Raw genomic sequence first — 16,153 nt, forward strand, 5'->3', positions numbered from 1 at the left:
ACGCAACAATCGTGCTAGAATTATAAATGGAGTTATTAAATATTTTAAATGATAAATTTTAGAATATTAAAAGTAAAAAGTAACACACTACACAATAAAAATATAAGCATATGGTTTGTTAGGTTAAACTATAAACTTTAAACTTGTACTCTTAAACTGTTATAACATGTCTACCCCTATTTTACAATTAAAAGACGTCTCTATTTTTCAAGGCGGAAGCTTAGTTCTTTCTAACATTAACTTAGAAATGAACAAAGGTGATTTTGTATATTTAATTGGTAAAACAGGCTCCGGAAAAAGTAGTTTTATGAAAACGCTTTACGGCGATTTACCTTTAACTGAAGGCGAAGGTAGCATTGTAGATTTTGACTTAAAAACTTTAAAAGAGAAAGAAATCCCGTTTTTAAGACGTAAATTAGGTGTTGTTTTTCAAGATTTTAAATTATTACCCGACAGAAACATTAATGATAATTTGCTTTTTGTTTTAAAAGCAACTGGTTGGAAAGACAAAACCAAAATGACCACTCGCGTTGAAGAAGTTTTAACCAAGGTGGACATGAAAACCAAAGGCTTTAAATTTCCGCATGAAATTTCTGGAGGCGAGCAACAACGTGTTGCCATTGCTCGTGCTTTACTAAACCATCCAGAATTAATTTTAGCCGATGAGCCCACAGGAAACTTAGACCCTCAAACCAGCATTGAAGTTATGGAGGTTTTACAAGAACTCAGCAAAAATGGTAACACTATTTTAATGGCAACACACGACTATGCGTTACTATTAAAATATCCTAGAAAAACATTAAAGTGCGACGAAAACCAAGTTTATGAAGTCGTGCAGCGAAAAAGCTAATGATTTACCATGTAATAAAACAAAAGGCCAAAACTTTAATTCCGAAAAAAGTTTTATTTAAAAACGAATTATTCTTTCGTTCGCTTTACGGTTTTTTTCACAAAGGCAAAACCCACCAATGCAATATTTGCAAGCATAAACTAAAACAGTTTGTACCTTTAAAAACCAACGATTTACTTTGCCCGTTTTGTGGTAGTTTATCAAGAAACCGTAGGTTATGGCATATTTTGAATAAAGAAGATGCTATAAATGGTTCTATCTTACATTTTTCACCATCACGAAGCTTATATAGAATCTTAAAAAAAGAATCTTCCGTAAAATACTTTAGCACCGATTTTGAAGATGAGTTTTTAGCCGATTACCAATTTGATATTACAAAAATAAATAGACCTAATAATAGTTTCGACACCATAATTTGCTATCATATTTTAGAGCATATTGTTGAGGATCACAAAGCCATGGAAGAGCTTTACCGTGTTTTAAAACCTAACGGAAAACTATTTATACAAACACCTTTTAAAGCAGGAGCTATTTACGAAGATGCATCAATTGTTTCACCTGAAGCTCGATTACAACATTTCGGACAAGAAGATCATGTAAGAATATATTCGGTTGAAGGCTTAAAAGAAAGATTAGAAAAGGTTGGCTTCACTGTTAACATACTTCAATTTAATAATCACATTGAAGACTCGAAGTTTTATGGGTTTACAATACCTGAAACCATCTTAAAACTTAGCAAATAATGCTTTCGGTATTAATTCCAACATACAACTGCCAAATTACCCAGCTTGTAAATATTTTACACAAACAAACCACCGCTTTAAATATTGCATTTGAAATAATTGTTTTTGATGATTGCTCTACAAACAAAGAAACTACTAGGCAAAACCAACGAATAACTGCTTTAAAAAACACATATTATACTATTTTAAGTAAAAACTTAGGAAGAAGCGCCATTAGAAACGCTTTAGCAAAACAAGCAAAATACGATTTGCTGCTTTTTATAGACGCTGGTACCATACCTAAAAGTAATAGTTTTATTAAAAATTATATTGACTTAAAAGTTCACAAAATAGCATCAGGAGGTATGACATTTCTAGAAATTCCTCCCCAAAAACCTAATAAATTACGATGGTTGTACACGAAACGACGCGAATTTAAGGCTCTATGCTCTTCAAATTTTATAATACAAAAAGAAGTGTTTTTATCTCATCCTTTCGATGAAACCATAAAAACCTATGGCTACGAAGATGTTTTGTTTTTTAACACCTTAAAACAACATCAATTTAAAATACATTTTTTTAATAATCCGGTTATTCATAATGCCGACGATAACGCCAAAATTTTTATAAAGAAAACGGAAACAGCCTTAAATAACTTAGTGTTACTTTATAAGAAGAAGAAGATTTCTCCAGAACAAGTTAAACTATTACATGTGTATTTAACTTTAAAATCTTTAAAAATAGCTGGTTTAACCTCCTTTATCTTTAAAATTGTTAGACCATTAGTGCTAATCAACTTAAATTCTAACAATCCCTCTATTTTATTGTTCGATTTTTACAGAATAGGTTACCTTTGCCGCCATTAACAAAAAGCGAATGTCATTTTTTTCTGTAATTATTCCTTTGTATAACAAGGAAAAATATATTGAAGCCACCTTAAATAGTGTTTTAAACCAAGAATTTAAAGACTTTGAAATTATTATTTTTGATGATGGCAGTACAGATGATAGCTTAAAGCAGGTTGAAGCATTCTCTGATTCAAGAATTTTAATAATAAAAGAGATAAACCAAGGTGTTTCGGCCGCAAGAAACAAATCAATTGAGCTGGCCAAAGGCAAGTACATAGCGCTTTTAGATGCCGATGATATTTGGGAACCAAACCATTTAACAGAATTACACAAATTAATAACACTTTTTCCAGAAGCTGGACTCTATTGTAACAACTACCGTGTGTTTTATAACAGTGCTGTGTCTCGACCTGCAAAATTTAATTTTCAATACGCTGCAAATGGGGTATTGGTTAACGATTTTTTTAAGGCGAGCATTATAAATTGTGTTGCTTGGACGTCATCGGTATGTTTTGCAAAAAATACATTTACTGAAATTGGAGGGTTTAAACCCCACTTAAAAACATCGCAAGATTTAGATTTGTGGATTAGGTTTGCCCTTAAGCACCAAGTAGCTTTTAACCCTAAAATAACTATGAGCTACAAACAATACGTTAGTAATAGTTTATCGAAAAACGAAAGCCATTATAACGAAATTCGCTATAATTTTATATCTAGTTTCTCTGAATTTGAAAAAACAAATACCTCTTTAAAATTATATTTAGATATAAATAGATATGCCGTTTCGCTTAGAGCCTTGATAAACAATAATAAACCGCTGTATAAAAAACTAAAGCAGGAAATTGACTTTAAAAACTTAAACTTTAAGCAAAAAATACTAATAAATACTCCAAAAGTGGTGTTAAAACTTCTTAAAAAGCTTCAAATAAGTTTAATTAAAATGCGTGTTTATTTAACGGCATTCGATTAATTAATATCTTGCTCTATTAATCTTTTCCAATCTTTGGCTATTTTTTCAACAGCAAATTTCTCAACACTTTTTCTAGAATTATTTTTACAAGTTTTATAAAGTTGCTTATCTATAACAAAACTATTAAATGCTTTTGCTAAAGCCTCTGGATTATGGTTTTCAACCAATAAACCATTGTGTTTATGTTTTACAATTTCACTTGGCCCCGATTTACAATCTACAGAAATCACAGGTGTTCCGCAAGTTAAAGATTCTATTAATACTCTTGGAAAACCTTCGTGATAACTTGTTAAAGCAGTAAAAACAGCATTCTTCACGTAAGGAAATGGGTTTCTTAAAAAAGGAGCATATTTAACTTTATTGTTTACTTTTAGGTTATTTATTAATCCTTTTAAAATATGGACATCGTTACCAAACCCAATAATGAGGAGATTAATGTTTTTATCTGGTAATGTTGATTTTTTATAGGCGTTTAATAACAAGGTGAAGTTTTTTACACTTTCTTCAATACGACCATACCACAAAATAAAATTGGAGGGCGTTTTTACCTCTTTATTTAACCTAACATCCAACAAGTTAACATCAATTGCATTATAAATTTGTTTAACATTTTTTAATCCATAGTTTTTTTTAATGGACTTTTCTATTTCTTTACTTACGGCAACCAATTCAATAGGTTTTTTATAGAGCAATTTTGCCAAAACTTTATTTTGCGGAAAATATTTTTGAAGCCCATAACTACGTACCACAGCAATCCTTTTTTTTGCCTTAAAAACGAAATTGTATAAAAAAAACTCCTTAAAAAAACTCGGTCGGGTCCGGTTATCAATAATAACATCAAATTTATTTCTTTTAAAATATTGGCGCAAGGTTTTAAATTTATCAAAGCTAGTAAACTTAACACCAAGCTCTTTTTCTAGATTAAATAAGGTACCTGCATATTTATAGTCTATATCGTTCTTAGTTATCATTATGTGCACATCATAACTCAAACCAGTTAGCATTTGTGAGAGTATCGCACTAGAACGTTCTGCGCCTCCTTTTCCTAAAGATGTTGCAACAATGCATATTTTTTTCATAACCTCTTGCTATAAATCCAATTAATCACCCGTTTTAAAATAGGCATCATAATCCAAAGTATCAAAAACAATCCGAGTTCTTTCCCTTAAATGTTCACTAAAAATACTACGAGAAGAATCAACATCTTTTGCCTTTATACAAAACAAATCCGCCATGGAATGAAACAAATCATCGGACATATACTTTCGGTCTTGATTAGAAAAAAGATTTCGATTTTGTTTATATTTTTCTGACTGCCAAAGCACAAAAGGAATCTCGTATACATTTTTTGTTCTTACCATGTCTCTAAAATGACCTGAAAACTCAATATCGTCATATACTTCTTCGCCATGATCGGAAAAATAAAGCACTGCACTTGTAACATTTTTACTTTTAACCGACTCAATCACAGACTTAACTATATAATCTGTATAACGTACAGCATTATCGTAAGCATTAATCTGACTATAAATAACATCCTTTTTAAACTTGCTTCTTGGAATATCTTTAAAAACATTATAATGTTCTGGATAGCGATACTTATAGTTCATGTGCGTTCCTAAAGTGTGCAAAAAAACAACCTTTTTATCGTTTTTATCTTGAAGCACTTCATGCATTTTTTTAACCAAAACTTCATCATACAATGTTTTTTCCTTTGCATTTTTAATATTCAAAAAATACGACTCACTTGCCCCCATGCCTATTTTTGTAACATAAGAATCGTTAGCTCCTAATGGTTTTTGTGCCGAAATCCAATAGGTTTTAAAGCCTGCTTGATTTAATAACTGGATGATTGAACCATTATATTTAGCATCTGGATTTTCATAATTCCCCAAGGTAAGCACTTTAGTTAAACTAGCTATGGTATAAGTATCTGGACTAATAACTTTGTTGTAAATTGTTAATTCGTCTTTCATAGCATCGAGCAATGGTGTCGTATTTCTGTAATATCCATATATACCTAAATGCGACCGCGCCGTTGATTCTCCAACAATTACTACATAGATTTCTTCTCCGTAAATTTTAATAGACCTTTCTACATTTGTAAAACTGCCCATTTTATCTTTAGCATAATCACCTAACTTACTAGATTCTATATGGTAGCCAACGGCAGATCTAGCAATCATAAAGGGCAAATTGTAAATTATTAAACCTGAAAACTTTAACAAAATAATGATACCAAAAGCAAGAAGCGACATTTTTGTAGCAATTCGAGGAAATTGTAAGCTTAACTTGTTTAATTTAGTTAACAAAAATAAGGTTACAACCAATAAGCTAATTCCTAAAACAATAATAGGTGTGTCAAAATAAAAACCTATAAATTCTTTGGTTTCTTCGGAGTTGGTATCGAATGCTACAAAAATTGCCGATTCTGTAAATATGGTTTTAAACAGATAATAAAAAGCTGTTTCAACAAATAAGAACACCGAAAAAACAACAAAAGATACATTTAAATAATATGACTTTAACTTATTATTACCAAAACAGTAAAGCGGACAAATAAGAACTATAGCAAAAAGGATATTTTCTACAAGGTTTAAAACTAAGCTTAGGGCCAATTTACTAAAAACACACTCAAACAGTATAGCAACTAAAATAAGTAATAGGTATTTTGAAAATATCTTAAAAAATTTGGACATAACTTGTTTACAACGTATTGCTTTTACCAAAAGCATAGTTTTTAAATATAAAAACCACAACAACTAAGTATATAACGTACCTAAAAAAATGTGCCATTACAACACCTTTTAGACCAAAGTTATTAATAAGTAAGTGTGATATAACTACAAATAAAACTACTGCTAAAACTTCAGTAAAAATATAAAACTTCATTCGCCTTTTTGCCAAAAACTGATAGGATAATACAAATGCAACAAATTTAATAAAATCACCCAAAAGCTGCCATAAAAACAAGTCACTTACTTCTAAAAACTCTCTAGTATACAAAAGGTTAACAATAGTTTCTCGTAATAGAAACACCAAAAACATTCCTAAAAAAATAAGAGGTAACAACAGTTTGTAAATTTGTTTCACTTCAACCTTAAATTCTGAAAAGCGATCTATTTGTGAATATTTAGGTAATATATATAACGGAAATATGGCCGCTGTAAACTGCATGTAAGTTTTAGAAATAGACGTCATTGCCGTCCAATACCCCGCAGCCGACATATTTAATTTATTTTCTATAAGATTTCTAACAATTATATCTGTTAAATTAACAGACAATACAACTACTAAAGTTACACCACCGTAACTAAGTAAATCTTTTTTTAAGTTGGAGCTAAAACTTACTTTTTTAAAACTAAAATATGTCGAAACTATTTTTCTTGAAAAAAAGATGTAATTAAAAAATTGAAGAAGAGGGTTAATAATAATTGCAAATAAACTACCCATTAAGCCCCATTTAATTGTAAAAACCACCAATAAAACAGATGTTAAAACAATTGAAACCAACGTGATTTTTGTGTATTGTTTATACTGAGAAAGCCCATTTAATAAGGCGTATAAAATCACATTAACTGCCATAAAGGGAAAAATAAACGACAAAACTTTAATAACTAACACATAGTTATTTTGTTTACCAAAAACGTAATTATTAATTGGTTCGGCAAAAAAAAACAGCACTAAAAAAGATGCTATTGTCGAAAGCATTGAAAACACAAAAGTTGCTGAAAAAAGCGCATGTAACTTTTTACTATTGTCTTTAAATTCCGCTATGTATTTTATCAATCCATTCGTCGTTCCTAAAACCGATAATTGCTCAAGAAAAACAACTAGGTTTTTTAAGTTTCCAATAATAGCTAGTCCTTCTGCCCCAACAATAACGGCAAGAATTTTTTGCGAAATTACCGAAAACCCCATTCTTACCAATACCAAAAATGTATTTGCCGATGTTGCTTTAAGTAGCAAATTACTTTTTATAAACTCCCGAAGTCTAAACATTCAAAAAAAGCGCTTAAATGTTCTCTATTTTTTCTCTGTCAGCTCCAAAAAACGAGCTGCTAAAAATTAGTAAAATAATGCCATAATACATAACATAACTTACAAAGTGAGCAACCACAGCACCTTTTACACCGCCAAATGCATTTATAAAATACACACTGGTTATATATAAAATAATAATTAAAAAAGCCTCGGTTAATACATAGTGCCAAAACATTTTTTTTGCAAGAAACTGATAGGCAATAATAATGGAAAGTACTTTTACAAAGTCCCCCAAAAGCTGCCAGAAAAACAAGTCTTCTACAGGTTGAAATTCTTCAGTAAAAACGCCTAAAATAATGTATTTTTTAAAGACATAGATGAGTAGCATTCCTGCACCCAAAAATGGCACAATAGTTTTATAAAAATGCCACACTTCCTTTTTAAAAGCCTTTGTTGTTTTAATTTCTGAAAAACGCGGTAATAAATACAACGAAATTAACGAGCTTACAAACATTAAATAATATTTAGAGAGCCTTGTCATAGCTTCCCAAAAACCAGCTTCCTTATAACCAATATTATCAATAATATACGATCGAATAGCAATAGTAACTAAAGGTAATAACAACGCCGGAAATAAAGCCATAACAGAATACGCACTTAACTTTTTCAACATTTTAAAACTTATAGCTTTAACCTGTATATGCGGCAACATACTTTTTCTGTTAATAATGCCAACGAGTGTAATTAAAAAGATAATAGACTCTGCAATAGCAACCGAAATTAAAGCGCCTTTTAACCGTTCTTGATATATTAACAATAAAGCAATACTCACACTAAGTATTTGCCCTATGATATTGATTATAATAAGAATTTTATACTTTGAAAACCCATTTATAATAGAAAAGGTAAACATGTTTAAAGCATAAAACGGTAAGGCAATAGCGAATATTTTTATAACATAACCGTAGTCGTTATAACTTGGAAATATGATGGTATTTATCCATTCAGCACCAAAATAACAGAAAAAAGAAACGAGCATGGTAGACATAAACCCGAAATAATAGGCCGTAGAAAGCGTTTTAGCTAAAGCCTTACTATTATCCTTAAATTGTGCAACATACTTAACAATACCTTTATAAAAGCCTTGAGTGGCTAAGGTTTGAAACGCAGCTACAAAATTTCTTAAATTACCAATTAAAGCTAGCCCAAATGGCCCCACAATTACGGCAATAGCTTTCGAGGTTAGTAAGCCTGCAATTATTCTGGTTATTATGGCAACCATATGCAGCGAAGCTATTTTTACTAAAACTTTATCGTTTATGTATTCTATTAATTTTCTCAATTAATAACTTTTGGATTGGCAGATTAACTCTACAACGTAAAAATTAACCTAATATTCTAAAAACACGGTTACTGTGTGCTTAAATATACAAATCATTTAGCTTTATCATAATTTAAAGCCTACGAGATATTAATGTTTCCGATAAAAAGCAATTAAAACTACTTTTTAACGATATAATATAAGTTGATAAAAAAAATAGCCAGATTAGTTATAATAATTGGCTTAGATAACGGAGTAAGTAAAAAACCGTAACAAACAAATAATAAACACCCTACGCAATTAACAATGCGCAAACGGGTAACGGCTTTCATTAAAAATGAAGTTAAAACGGTAGCGGTGGCTAGGTAACCTAGCCACTCTACCCAATGTATTCCGAAAAAATCCATATATTAAATAGATTTATTTCGTTTTCTATCTACTTCTTTTAAGTATATTTTACGAAGACGTAAGTGGTTTGGTGTAACCTCAACGTATTCATCTTTTTGTATGTATTCTAAAGCTTCTTCTAACGAGAATTTAATAGCAGGTACAATTTTAGCTTTATCATCTGCACCAGCACTACGTACGTTACTCAACTTTTTAGTTTTGGTAACGTTAACCGTCATATCATCCTGACGAGAGTTTTCACCAATTACCTGTCCTTCGTAAATATCTTCACCTGGATCGATAAAAAACTTACCTCTATCTTGTAATTTGTCAATAGAATAAGGAATAGCAGTACCATTTTCCATAGATACTAACGACCCATTTTGACGCTCTGGAATTCCACCTTTTAGGGGCTGATATTCTTTAAAACGGTGTGCCATAATAGCTTCACCCGCAGTAGCTGTTAATAACTGGTTACGTAAACCAATAATACCACGGGATGGAACAATAAACTCACAAACCATACGGTCGCCTTTAGCTTCCATACTCGTCATTTCACCTTTACGCATCGTTACCAATTCTACCGCTTTACCCGATACATTTTCAGGTAAATCAATGGTCATTTCCTCAACTGGTTCACATTTTACACCATCAATTTCTTTAATAATTACTTGTGGCTGACCAATTTGTAACTCATAACCTTCACGACGCATCGTTTCAATTAATACCGATAAATGCAGTACACCACGGCCAAAAACCATAAACTTATCAGCACTATCAGTTTCTTGAACACGTAAGGCTAAGTTCTTTTCAAGCTCTTTGGTTAAACGCTCTTTAATATGGCGCGATGTTACAAACTTTCCATCCTTTCCAAAGAAAGGCGAATCGTTAATAGTAAATAACATACTCATTGTTGGCTCATCGATAGCAATGGTTTTTAAACCTTCTGGATTTTCAAAATCGGCAACCGTATCACCAATCTCAAAACCATCAAGACCAACAATAGCACAAATATCTCCAGTTTGTACTTCATCAACTTTAATACGTCCTAAACCTTCAAAAACATGTAATTCTTTAATTCTATTTTTAACCATAGAACCATCACGTTTTACTAAAGTAATTTGTTGATTAACCTTTAATTCACCACGTGTTAAACGCCCAATAGCAATACGTCCTGTAAAGCTCGAGAAATCTAACGATGTAATTAACATTTGCGTAGTACCTTCTTCAATTTTTGGCTCAGGAATATGCTCAATCACCATATCTAATAAAGGCTCAATATTTTCGGTTGGCTTTTGCCAATCTTCACTCATCCAGTTGTTTTTCGCACTACCATAAACCGTTGGAAAATCTAACTGCCACTCCTCTGCTCCAAGTTCGAACATTAAATCGAATACTTTTTCATGTACCTCTTCTGGCGTACAGTTTTCCTTATCCACTTTATTTACAACAACACAAGGTTTTAACCCTAAATCAATAGCCTTTTGTAACACAAAACGTGTTTGTGGCATAGGGCCTTCAAAAGCATCAACAAGTAACAACACACCATCGGCCATATTTAAAACACGCTCAACTTCACCACCAAAATCGGCGTGACCAGGCGTATCAATAATATTAATTTTAGTGTCTTTATAAGTAACCGAAACGTTTTTAGAAGTAATAGTAATACCTCGTTCACGCTCTAAATCGTTGTTATCTAAAATTAAATCGCCAGTATTTTCGTTTTCTCTAAATAACTGACAGTGATACATAATTTTATCAACCAAAGTCGTTTTCCCGTGGTCAACGTGCGCAATAATTGCAATGTTTTTAATAGTAGCCATAATAGTGCTTATTTTAAGGGCGCAAAGGTAGTTATAAATTCTCGATATTCAACACATTTTTTTTATTTGGGCATTACCCTTTGCAACCCACAAAATTTCCAACTTAAAACCATGTTTATTAATAGGTTGCAAAGCGTCGCGCTTTCGTTACTCGCGCTCTGCGAGGCGCTCAAACAGGCCACTCAATCGCTAATGCACTTTTTTGCTAAGGTTGTTTTATGTAGTGCTTTAATTTTGGTGTATTAAATTCGGGCATTAATACTATCTTTGTGGCATCAAATTTTAAAGCATGACACTTCAAGACATCCCTAAAATAAAACATACCAATAGCAACAACTTCTTTTTACTTTGTGGCCCATGCGCCATTGAAGGCGAAGACATGGCTTTTCGCATTGCCGAAAAAGTGGTTAACATTACCAACAAGCTAGAAATTCCGTATGTATTTAAAGGAAGTTTTAAAAAGGCCAACCGCAGTCGTATTGATAGTTTTACAGGCATTGGCGACGAAAAAGCCTTGGAGATTCTTGCCAAAGTATCCGAAAAATTTGATGTTCCAACCATTACCGATATTCACGAAATAAGCGATGCCGCCAAAGCTGCACAATGTGTAGATGTGTTGCAAATTCCGGCGTTTTTAGTACGTCAAACCGATTTGGTTGTAGCTGCCGCCGAAACTGGCAAAGTGGTGAACCTTAAAAAAGGACAATTTATGAGTCCGGAAGCCATGAAACACGCCGTACAAAAAGTAAAAGATGCTGGTAGCGACAAAGCTTGGATTACCGATCGTGGTACCATGTTTGGCTACCAAGACATGATTGTAGATTTTCGTGGCATACCAACCATGAAGCAATACGCTCCAGTGGTTCTTGATGTCACGCACTCTTTACAACAACCTAACCAAACAGCTGGAGTAACAGGTGGTCGCCCAGATATGATAGAAACTATTGCACGTGCTGGTGTTGTAAATAATGTAGATGGATTATTTATTGAAACGCATTTCGATCCTGCAAACGCAAAAAGCGATGGCGCGAACATGCTTCATTTAGATAATTTAGAGCAACTTTTAACGAATCTTGTTACTATCCGAAAGACTATTAATAATTTATAATCGGGTATAATAAAACGCCAAAAATCCTATTAACAGGAACTTCTTTTTAGTAATTCATAGCACTTTTTAAATACATGTGCTCATTTCACCTGTGCGCTATTCTCAATAAAAAACACCTCTTATTGAAATAACCCAAAACTCTACTTCCCATAACCAATAATCACTTAAAAAATTAACACTTAAAAAATTTATTTATAATTAGTCTAAATAAATTTTGAAGTTATGTTTTTCCCTCATAGATTTGCGTTATATTATTTAGACTAATTAAAAATAAATAACTAATGACTAAAAATGTTATACTTTTAGTTTTTGCTGCGCTCTTTTCTTTTGCAGTAAAAGCCCAAACCGGAACGATTCAAGGAAAAGTCGTTTCAAATCAAAACACACCAATTAACAACGTTAATATAACCTTAGTAAACACTAACAAAGGGACTACCACCAACGCGAATGGTGATTTTACACTTAGCAATTTATCGGCTGGTGACTACACATTACATGTTTCTTTTGTTGGTTTTAAAGAAGTTAATAAAAACATCACCGTTACAAATGGTACGCTTACAGTGCCTACAATTACCTTAGTTGAAGGCAACGAAGAGTTAAGTGAAATTATTCTTGAAGGACATAAAAACAAATATTTAAAGCGAGAGGCATCTTCTTCATTACGTTTACAAGGAGAGCTGATTGATTTACCACAAAATGTTCAAATTATTAGTAGTGAATTGCTAGCAGACCAGCAAGTAACCTCTATAATGGATGGGTTAACACGTAACGTAAGTGGGGTTACTATGCTAGAACACTGGGGACATTTTGCACGTATTAACATGAGAGGTTTTAGACTACCTGCCTTTAGAAACGGTTTCAACTTTTTAGATACTTGGGGGCCACTTGCCGAAGACATGAGTATTGTTGAAAGTGTAGAATTTGTTAAAGGACCTTCTGGTTTTATGATGGCAGCAGGCGAACCTGGTGGTTTTTATAACATCGTAACTAAAAAACCTACCGCCAATAGAGTTGCAAATATTACGCTTTCTGGTGGAAGTTTCGATTACTTGAGAGGCGCTGTAGATTTAGGTGGCAAACTAACCGACGACGGCTCAATTCTTTACCGCTTTAACGCCATGTACCAAACTACCGATTCTCATCGTGGTGACGAAAATGTAGACAGATATGGTTTTGCTCCGGCACTTACCTTCAATTTATCTGATAAAACATCAATCACTACCGAGCTAACTTACGATAAAGCCGAAAGTTTAATTGGTTCTGCATATGTTTTTGCTCCTGTTACCGATGGTTATGGAAGTTTAGATCGCGATTTCAAATTTACAGACACCAATTACCCGGCTACTGATATTGAGCAAGTTGTTTTTTACACCGACTTTAAACACCAATTTAATAAAAACTGGGATGTACAAGCAAAATTCAACTATTTACGATACGACCAAACAGGTAATTCTACTTGGCTTTGGAGCCTTGATTCTACCACAGGAGATGCCGTAAGATATGTTAGCGAATGGGATGCTTTATCTCTTGGTAAATACTTCCAAGCTTATGTAAACGGTAAATTCAATACAGGAGGTATAAGCCATAAAGTGATGGGTGGTTTCGATTTTACAGAAAAACAATACTGGGCAGATTGGGCAGATTTAGTTGTTGTTGATACCCAACAACCTTTTAATATCTACAATCCACATTATGACATTGATGTAGATTACAATTTCGATCGCTCTCAAAATGTACAGGATAGAAACGGTGGTACACCTTACAACGGAAATACGGTACGCTCATTTTATGCTCAAGATGAAATTGGTTTCCTAGAAAATAAAATCCGTTTAACCCTTGCTGGAAGGTACACTAATTTAAGTACTTTAGGAAAACCAGATAACGATAAAGAATTTACACCCAGAGTTGGTTTAAGCGTAGATATCTTACCTTCTTTTGTGGCTTATGCTTTATATGATCAATCATTTTTACCACAAGCAGGACGTACACTTTCTGGAGAATTAGTAAATCCAGTAGATGCTGTTGATATTGAAGGTGGATTAAAGAAAACTTTCTTCGATGGTCGTTTGAAAGCAGCTCTAGGTGCCTACCAAATCACCAAACAAAATATAGCATTCTCCGATCCTGCTGACCCTACAGGAAATTCGGTAATCGAGCTGGGAGAAGTACAATCTAAAGGGATAGAATTCGATTTACAAGGAGAAATTCTTCCAGGACTTAACGCTGTACTTAACTATGCTAACACCAATGTTGAAATTACAAAAGACCAAGACCCAAACTTAGTAGGTAATCGTGTATCAGGACATGCTAAACATGTTACAAACGGATGGTTTAATTACAATTTTGGAGAAGGTTCAAAATTAAATGGCTTCGGTGCTTCTTTAGGCTACCAATACCAAGTCGATCGTTCTACTTGGGCTTGGGCTGCCGATAACCAAAGTGATTTACCAGATTATTTTAGAATGGATGGCGCTTTATCTTGGAAAAACAAAAAAGTGCGTGTACAACTTAATGTAAATAACATTTTAGACGAGTATTTATACGCTGGCGCCAACTACGGTTCTTACCTTTATTGGCAATCAGAACCTGGTATTAATGGTCGTTTAACTGTAACTTATAATTTTTAACCTAAACAACAAGGCAGTCTCCTTATAATTTAAGCAGACTGTTTTTGTTATAAACCGCAACTCATGAAAAAAACAATTTTCGCAATATTACTTCTGGTATTAGCAACAACAAAATCGTTTGCACATTACCTTTGGGTTGAAACCAATCCTTACGGCACCATTGGTGAACAACAAGACATTAAAGTTTATTTTGGAGAATACACTTACGGCGTAATTGAAGAAGTTAAAGGCGACGCATTTTCAAACGTAAAAAACTTTACACTTTGGATAGTCGATCAAGCAGGCAACAAAACGCAATTAACAGTAACACCAAAAGCCGATCATTACATTGCTAAGTTTACACCAAAAGCAAATGGCGTTTATACCGTGATTTTAAACAACAACGATATTGACGTTATTGATTACACCAAATACGATTTCGGAATTTTCAAAACTCATTACCACGCTACCGCTAAATTTCAAGTTGGTAAAACATTAACCGATACTTCGGCAAATAACCCTGAAGGTATTGTGGTTAAAGATGTTTCGAAAAATCCAAACGAAGTTACGCTACAAGTACTCTATAAAAACAAACCTTTAGCAAACAACGAATTGCAGGTTTATGTTTCAGATTTGTGGAGCAAAACGCTGCATACCAACGAGCAAGGTGAAGTAACGTTTAAACGCCCTTGGAATACAAAATATATTGTAGAAACCACAACCAAAGAAGAAGTTCCTGGAACTTTTAAAGGTAAAGATTATGAATTTATATGGCATTGCGCAACGTATTGTTTGCCATAGTTAATTCAATTTTTTGAGTTAGTTTTTTTAGTGGAACTCTAGGATTTTTTAATCCTAGAGTTTGTTAGTTAATAATATTATGATAACAATAGCCTTATTTTTAAACTTTTTAGCATTTTATGTGCTGTACAATACCACAAAAAGAGTGGTTATCACGCCACATTTAGGCTTTGAAAAACACATACAGCAAAACATTAAATCCTCTAAGATTATTGGTCTTATGTTGCTGTTAATAGCATTAGTTTTTAATGTTATAAGCTTTGGCCTTGGTGTGGGCACATTGTTCTTTTTTATTGTTTTAATGACCTTTGGTAGTCTTGTAATCTTACTAGCTCCATTAAAACTTATCAATACCAAAACTTTAGTGCTCTTTTTTATAGCGACATTAATTTTAGAACTCTTATTTGTATAATTATGCCTGCAAACAAAAAACACCTTTCTACACCTTGGCAACGTTTTGCTAAAATAACCGCAGGCTTTATTGGTGGTTTTTTAGTTACGGTAACGCTTCATATGGCTTTAGCCATTTGGATAAACCCCGAAAATGTAATCATCACCTCATCATTTACAGGGTTTATGCTTTGGATTACTTTAATGATTTGGGCCTTTGTAGCTGAAAATGGTTGGAAAATCTGGGGTATTTTTATAGCACTTAGCGTTCTTTTTTACGCATTGGTTTATTTAGGAAACACTTACGTCCCGTTAGTTTAAATATAATTACATCTAATAACAA

The 16,153-nt window shown here is 32.9% G+C and carries 14 protein-coding genes; 9 read left to right on the forward strand and 5 right to left on the reverse strand.

The genetic code is table 11. The annotated features are described in order from the left end of the window. Nucleotides 1–166: 166 nt before the first annotated feature. The 4 genes from PK35_RS11635 to PK35_RS11650 are packed head-to-tail and all read left to right on the forward strand — an operon-like array spanning nucleotide 167 to nucleotide 3,390. Nucleotides 167–850, forward strand: a complete 684-nt coding sequence (locus PK35_RS11635; RefSeq protein ID WP_044626728.1) for a cell division ATP-binding protein FtsE — start codon at nucleotides 167–169, stop codon at nucleotides 848–850. After that, nucleotides 850–1,593, forward strand: a complete 744-nt coding sequence (locus PK35_RS11640) for a class I SAM-dependent methyltransferase (protein ID WP_238320910.1) — start codon at nucleotides 850–852, stop codon at nucleotides 1,591–1,593. The genes PK35_RS11635 and PK35_RS11640 overlap by 1 nt, the downstream gene beginning before the upstream one ends. Beyond that, the gene (locus PK35_RS11645) at nucleotides 1,593–2,438 is read left to right on the forward strand and encodes a glycosyltransferase family 2 protein (RefSeq protein WP_044626729.1); all 846 of its coding nucleotides are present in this window, start codon (nucleotides 1,593–1,595) and stop codon (nucleotides 2,436–2,438) included. The genes PK35_RS11640 and PK35_RS11645 overlap by 1 nt, the downstream gene beginning before the upstream one ends. 10 nt (nucleotides 2,439–2,448) lie before the next feature. Further along, a complete protein-coding gene (locus PK35_RS11650; RefSeq protein WP_044626730.1) occupies nucleotides 2,449–3,390 on the forward strand; it encodes a glycosyltransferase family 2 protein in 942 nt (313 codons plus the stop codon). Here PK35_RS11650 and PK35_RS11655 read toward each other — a convergent pair. The 5 genes from PK35_RS11655 to typA form a co-directional block, all read right to left on the reverse strand. After that, nucleotides 3,387–4,469 carry a glycosyltransferase gene (locus tag PK35_RS11655; protein WP_044626731.1) on the reverse strand — a complete coding sequence of 361 codons (1,083 nt, stop codon included), beginning with the start codon at nucleotides 4,467–4,469 and terminating at the stop codon, nucleotides 3,387–3,389. The genes PK35_RS11650 and PK35_RS11655 overlap by 4 nt on opposite strands. A 21-nt stretch (nucleotides 4,470–4,490) precedes the next feature. Continuing rightward, nucleotides 4,491–6,089, reverse strand: a complete 1,599-nt coding sequence (locus PK35_RS11660) for a sulfatase-like hydrolase/transferase (RefSeq protein ID WP_157841066.1) — start codon at nucleotides 6,087–6,089, stop codon at nucleotides 4,491–4,493. 7 nt (nucleotides 6,090–6,096) lie between these two features. Beyond that, nucleotides 6,097–7,392, reverse strand: a complete 1,296-nt coding sequence (locus PK35_RS11665; RefSeq protein WP_044626733.1) for an O-antigen translocase — start codon at nucleotides 7,390–7,392, stop codon at nucleotides 6,097–6,099. 13 nt (nucleotides 7,393–7,405) lie between these two features. Then, nucleotides 7,406–8,716, reverse strand: a complete 1,311-nt coding sequence (locus tag PK35_RS11670; protein WP_044626734.1) for an O-antigen translocase — start codon at nucleotides 8,714–8,716, stop codon at nucleotides 7,406–7,408. A gap of 389 nt (nucleotides 8,717–9,105) precedes the next feature. Further along, nucleotides 9,106–10,905 carry a translational GTPase TypA gene (typA, locus tag PK35_RS11680; RefSeq protein WP_044626736.1) on the reverse strand — a complete coding sequence of 600 codons (1,800 nt, stop codon included), beginning with the start codon at nucleotides 10,903–10,905 and terminating at the stop codon, nucleotides 9,106–9,108. 289 nt (nucleotides 10,906–11,194) lie between these two features. Between typA and kdsA the strand changes: the two genes are divergently transcribed. The 5 genes from kdsA to PK35_RS11705 all read left to right on the forward strand — a co-directional run bounded on the left by kdsA (nucleotide 11,195) and on the right by PK35_RS11705 (nucleotide 16,131). After that, nucleotides 11,195–12,013, forward strand: a complete 819-nt coding sequence (gene kdsA / locus PK35_RS11685; protein WP_044626737.1) for a 3-deoxy-8-phosphooctulonate synthase — start codon at nucleotides 11,195–11,197, stop codon at nucleotides 12,011–12,013. Nucleotides 12,014–12,294: 281 nt separating this feature from the next. Beyond that, nucleotides 12,295–14,640, forward strand: a complete 2,346-nt coding sequence (locus PK35_RS11690; RefSeq protein ID WP_044626738.1) for a TonB-dependent receptor — start codon at nucleotides 12,295–12,297, stop codon at nucleotides 14,638–14,640. A 63-nt stretch (nucleotides 14,641–14,703) separates the two neighbouring features. Then, nucleotides 14,704–15,420, forward strand: coding sequence for a DUF4198 domain-containing protein (locus PK35_RS11695; RefSeq protein ID WP_044626739.1), 717 nt, complete (start codon nucleotides 14,704–14,706; stop codon nucleotides 15,418–15,420). Nucleotides 15,421–15,499: 79 nt separating this feature from the next. Beyond that, nucleotides 15,500–15,832, forward strand: a complete 333-nt coding sequence (locus PK35_RS11700; RefSeq protein WP_044626740.1) for a hypothetical protein — start codon at nucleotides 15,500–15,502, stop codon at nucleotides 15,830–15,832. Between the two features lie 2 nt (nucleotides 15,833–15,834). Further along, on the forward strand, nucleotides 15,835–16,131 hold the full coding sequence (locus tag PK35_RS11705) for a hypothetical protein (protein ID WP_044626741.1): 297 nt from the start codon (nucleotides 15,835–15,837) through the stop codon (nucleotides 16,129–16,131). Nucleotides 16,132–16,153 lie beyond the last annotated feature (22 nt).

The organism is Neotamlana nanhaiensis, assembly GCF_000943555.1.
Taxonomy (GTDB): Bacteria; Bacteroidota; Bacteroidia; order Flavobacteriales; family Flavobacteriaceae; genus Neotamlana; species Neotamlana nanhaiensis.

What these genes read in the sequence shown, in the direction of transcription:
- PK35_RS11635 (WP_044626728.1), top strand. Translation starts at nt 167, where the DNA reads ATGTCTACCCCTATTTTACAATTAAAAGACGTCTCTATTTTTCAAGGC.
- PK35_RS11640 (WP_238320910.1), top strand. Translation starts at nt 850, where the DNA reads ATGATTTACCATGTAATAAAACAAAAGGCCAAAACTTTAATTCCGAAA.
- PK35_RS11645 (WP_044626729.1), top strand. Translation starts at nt 1,593, where the DNA reads ATGCTTTCGGTATTAATTCCAACATACAACTGCCAAATTACCCAGCTT.
- PK35_RS11650 (WP_044626730.1), top strand. Translation starts at nt 2,449, where the DNA reads ATGTCATTTTTTTCTGTAATTATTCCTTTGTATAACAAGGAAAAATAT.
- PK35_RS11655 (WP_044626731.1), bottom strand. Translation starts at nt 4,469, where the DNA reads ATGAAAAAAATATGCATTGTTGCAACATCTTTAGGAAAAGGAGGCGCA.
- PK35_RS11660 (WP_157841066.1), bottom strand. Translation starts at nt 6,089, where the DNA reads ATGTCCAAATTTTTTAAGATATTTTCAAAATACCTATTACTTATTTTA.
- PK35_RS11665 (WP_044626733.1), bottom strand. Translation starts at nt 7,392, where the DNA reads ATGTTTAGACTTCGGGAGTTTATAAAAAGTAATTTGCTACTTAAAGCA.
- typA (WP_044626736.1), bottom strand. Translation starts at nt 10,905, where the DNA reads ATGGCTACTATTAAAAACATTGCAATTATTGCGCACGTTGACCACGGG.
- kdsA (WP_044626737.1), top strand. Translation starts at nt 11,195, where the DNA reads ATGACACTTCAAGACATCCCTAAAATAAAACATACCAATAGCAACAAC.
- PK35_RS11690 (WP_044626738.1), top strand. Translation starts at nt 12,295, where the DNA reads ATGACTAAAAATGTTATACTTTTAGTTTTTGCTGCGCTCTTTTCTTTT.
- PK35_RS11695 (WP_044626739.1), top strand. Translation starts at nt 14,704, where the DNA reads ATGAAAAAAACAATTTTCGCAATATTACTTCTGGTATTAGCAACAACA.
- PK35_RS11700 (WP_044626740.1), top strand. Translation starts at nt 15,500, where the DNA reads ATGATAACAATAGCCTTATTTTTAAACTTTTTAGCATTTTATGTGCTG.
- PK35_RS11705 (WP_044626741.1), top strand. Translation starts at nt 15,835, where the DNA reads ATGCCTGCAAACAAAAAACACCTTTCTACACCTTGGCAACGTTTTGCT.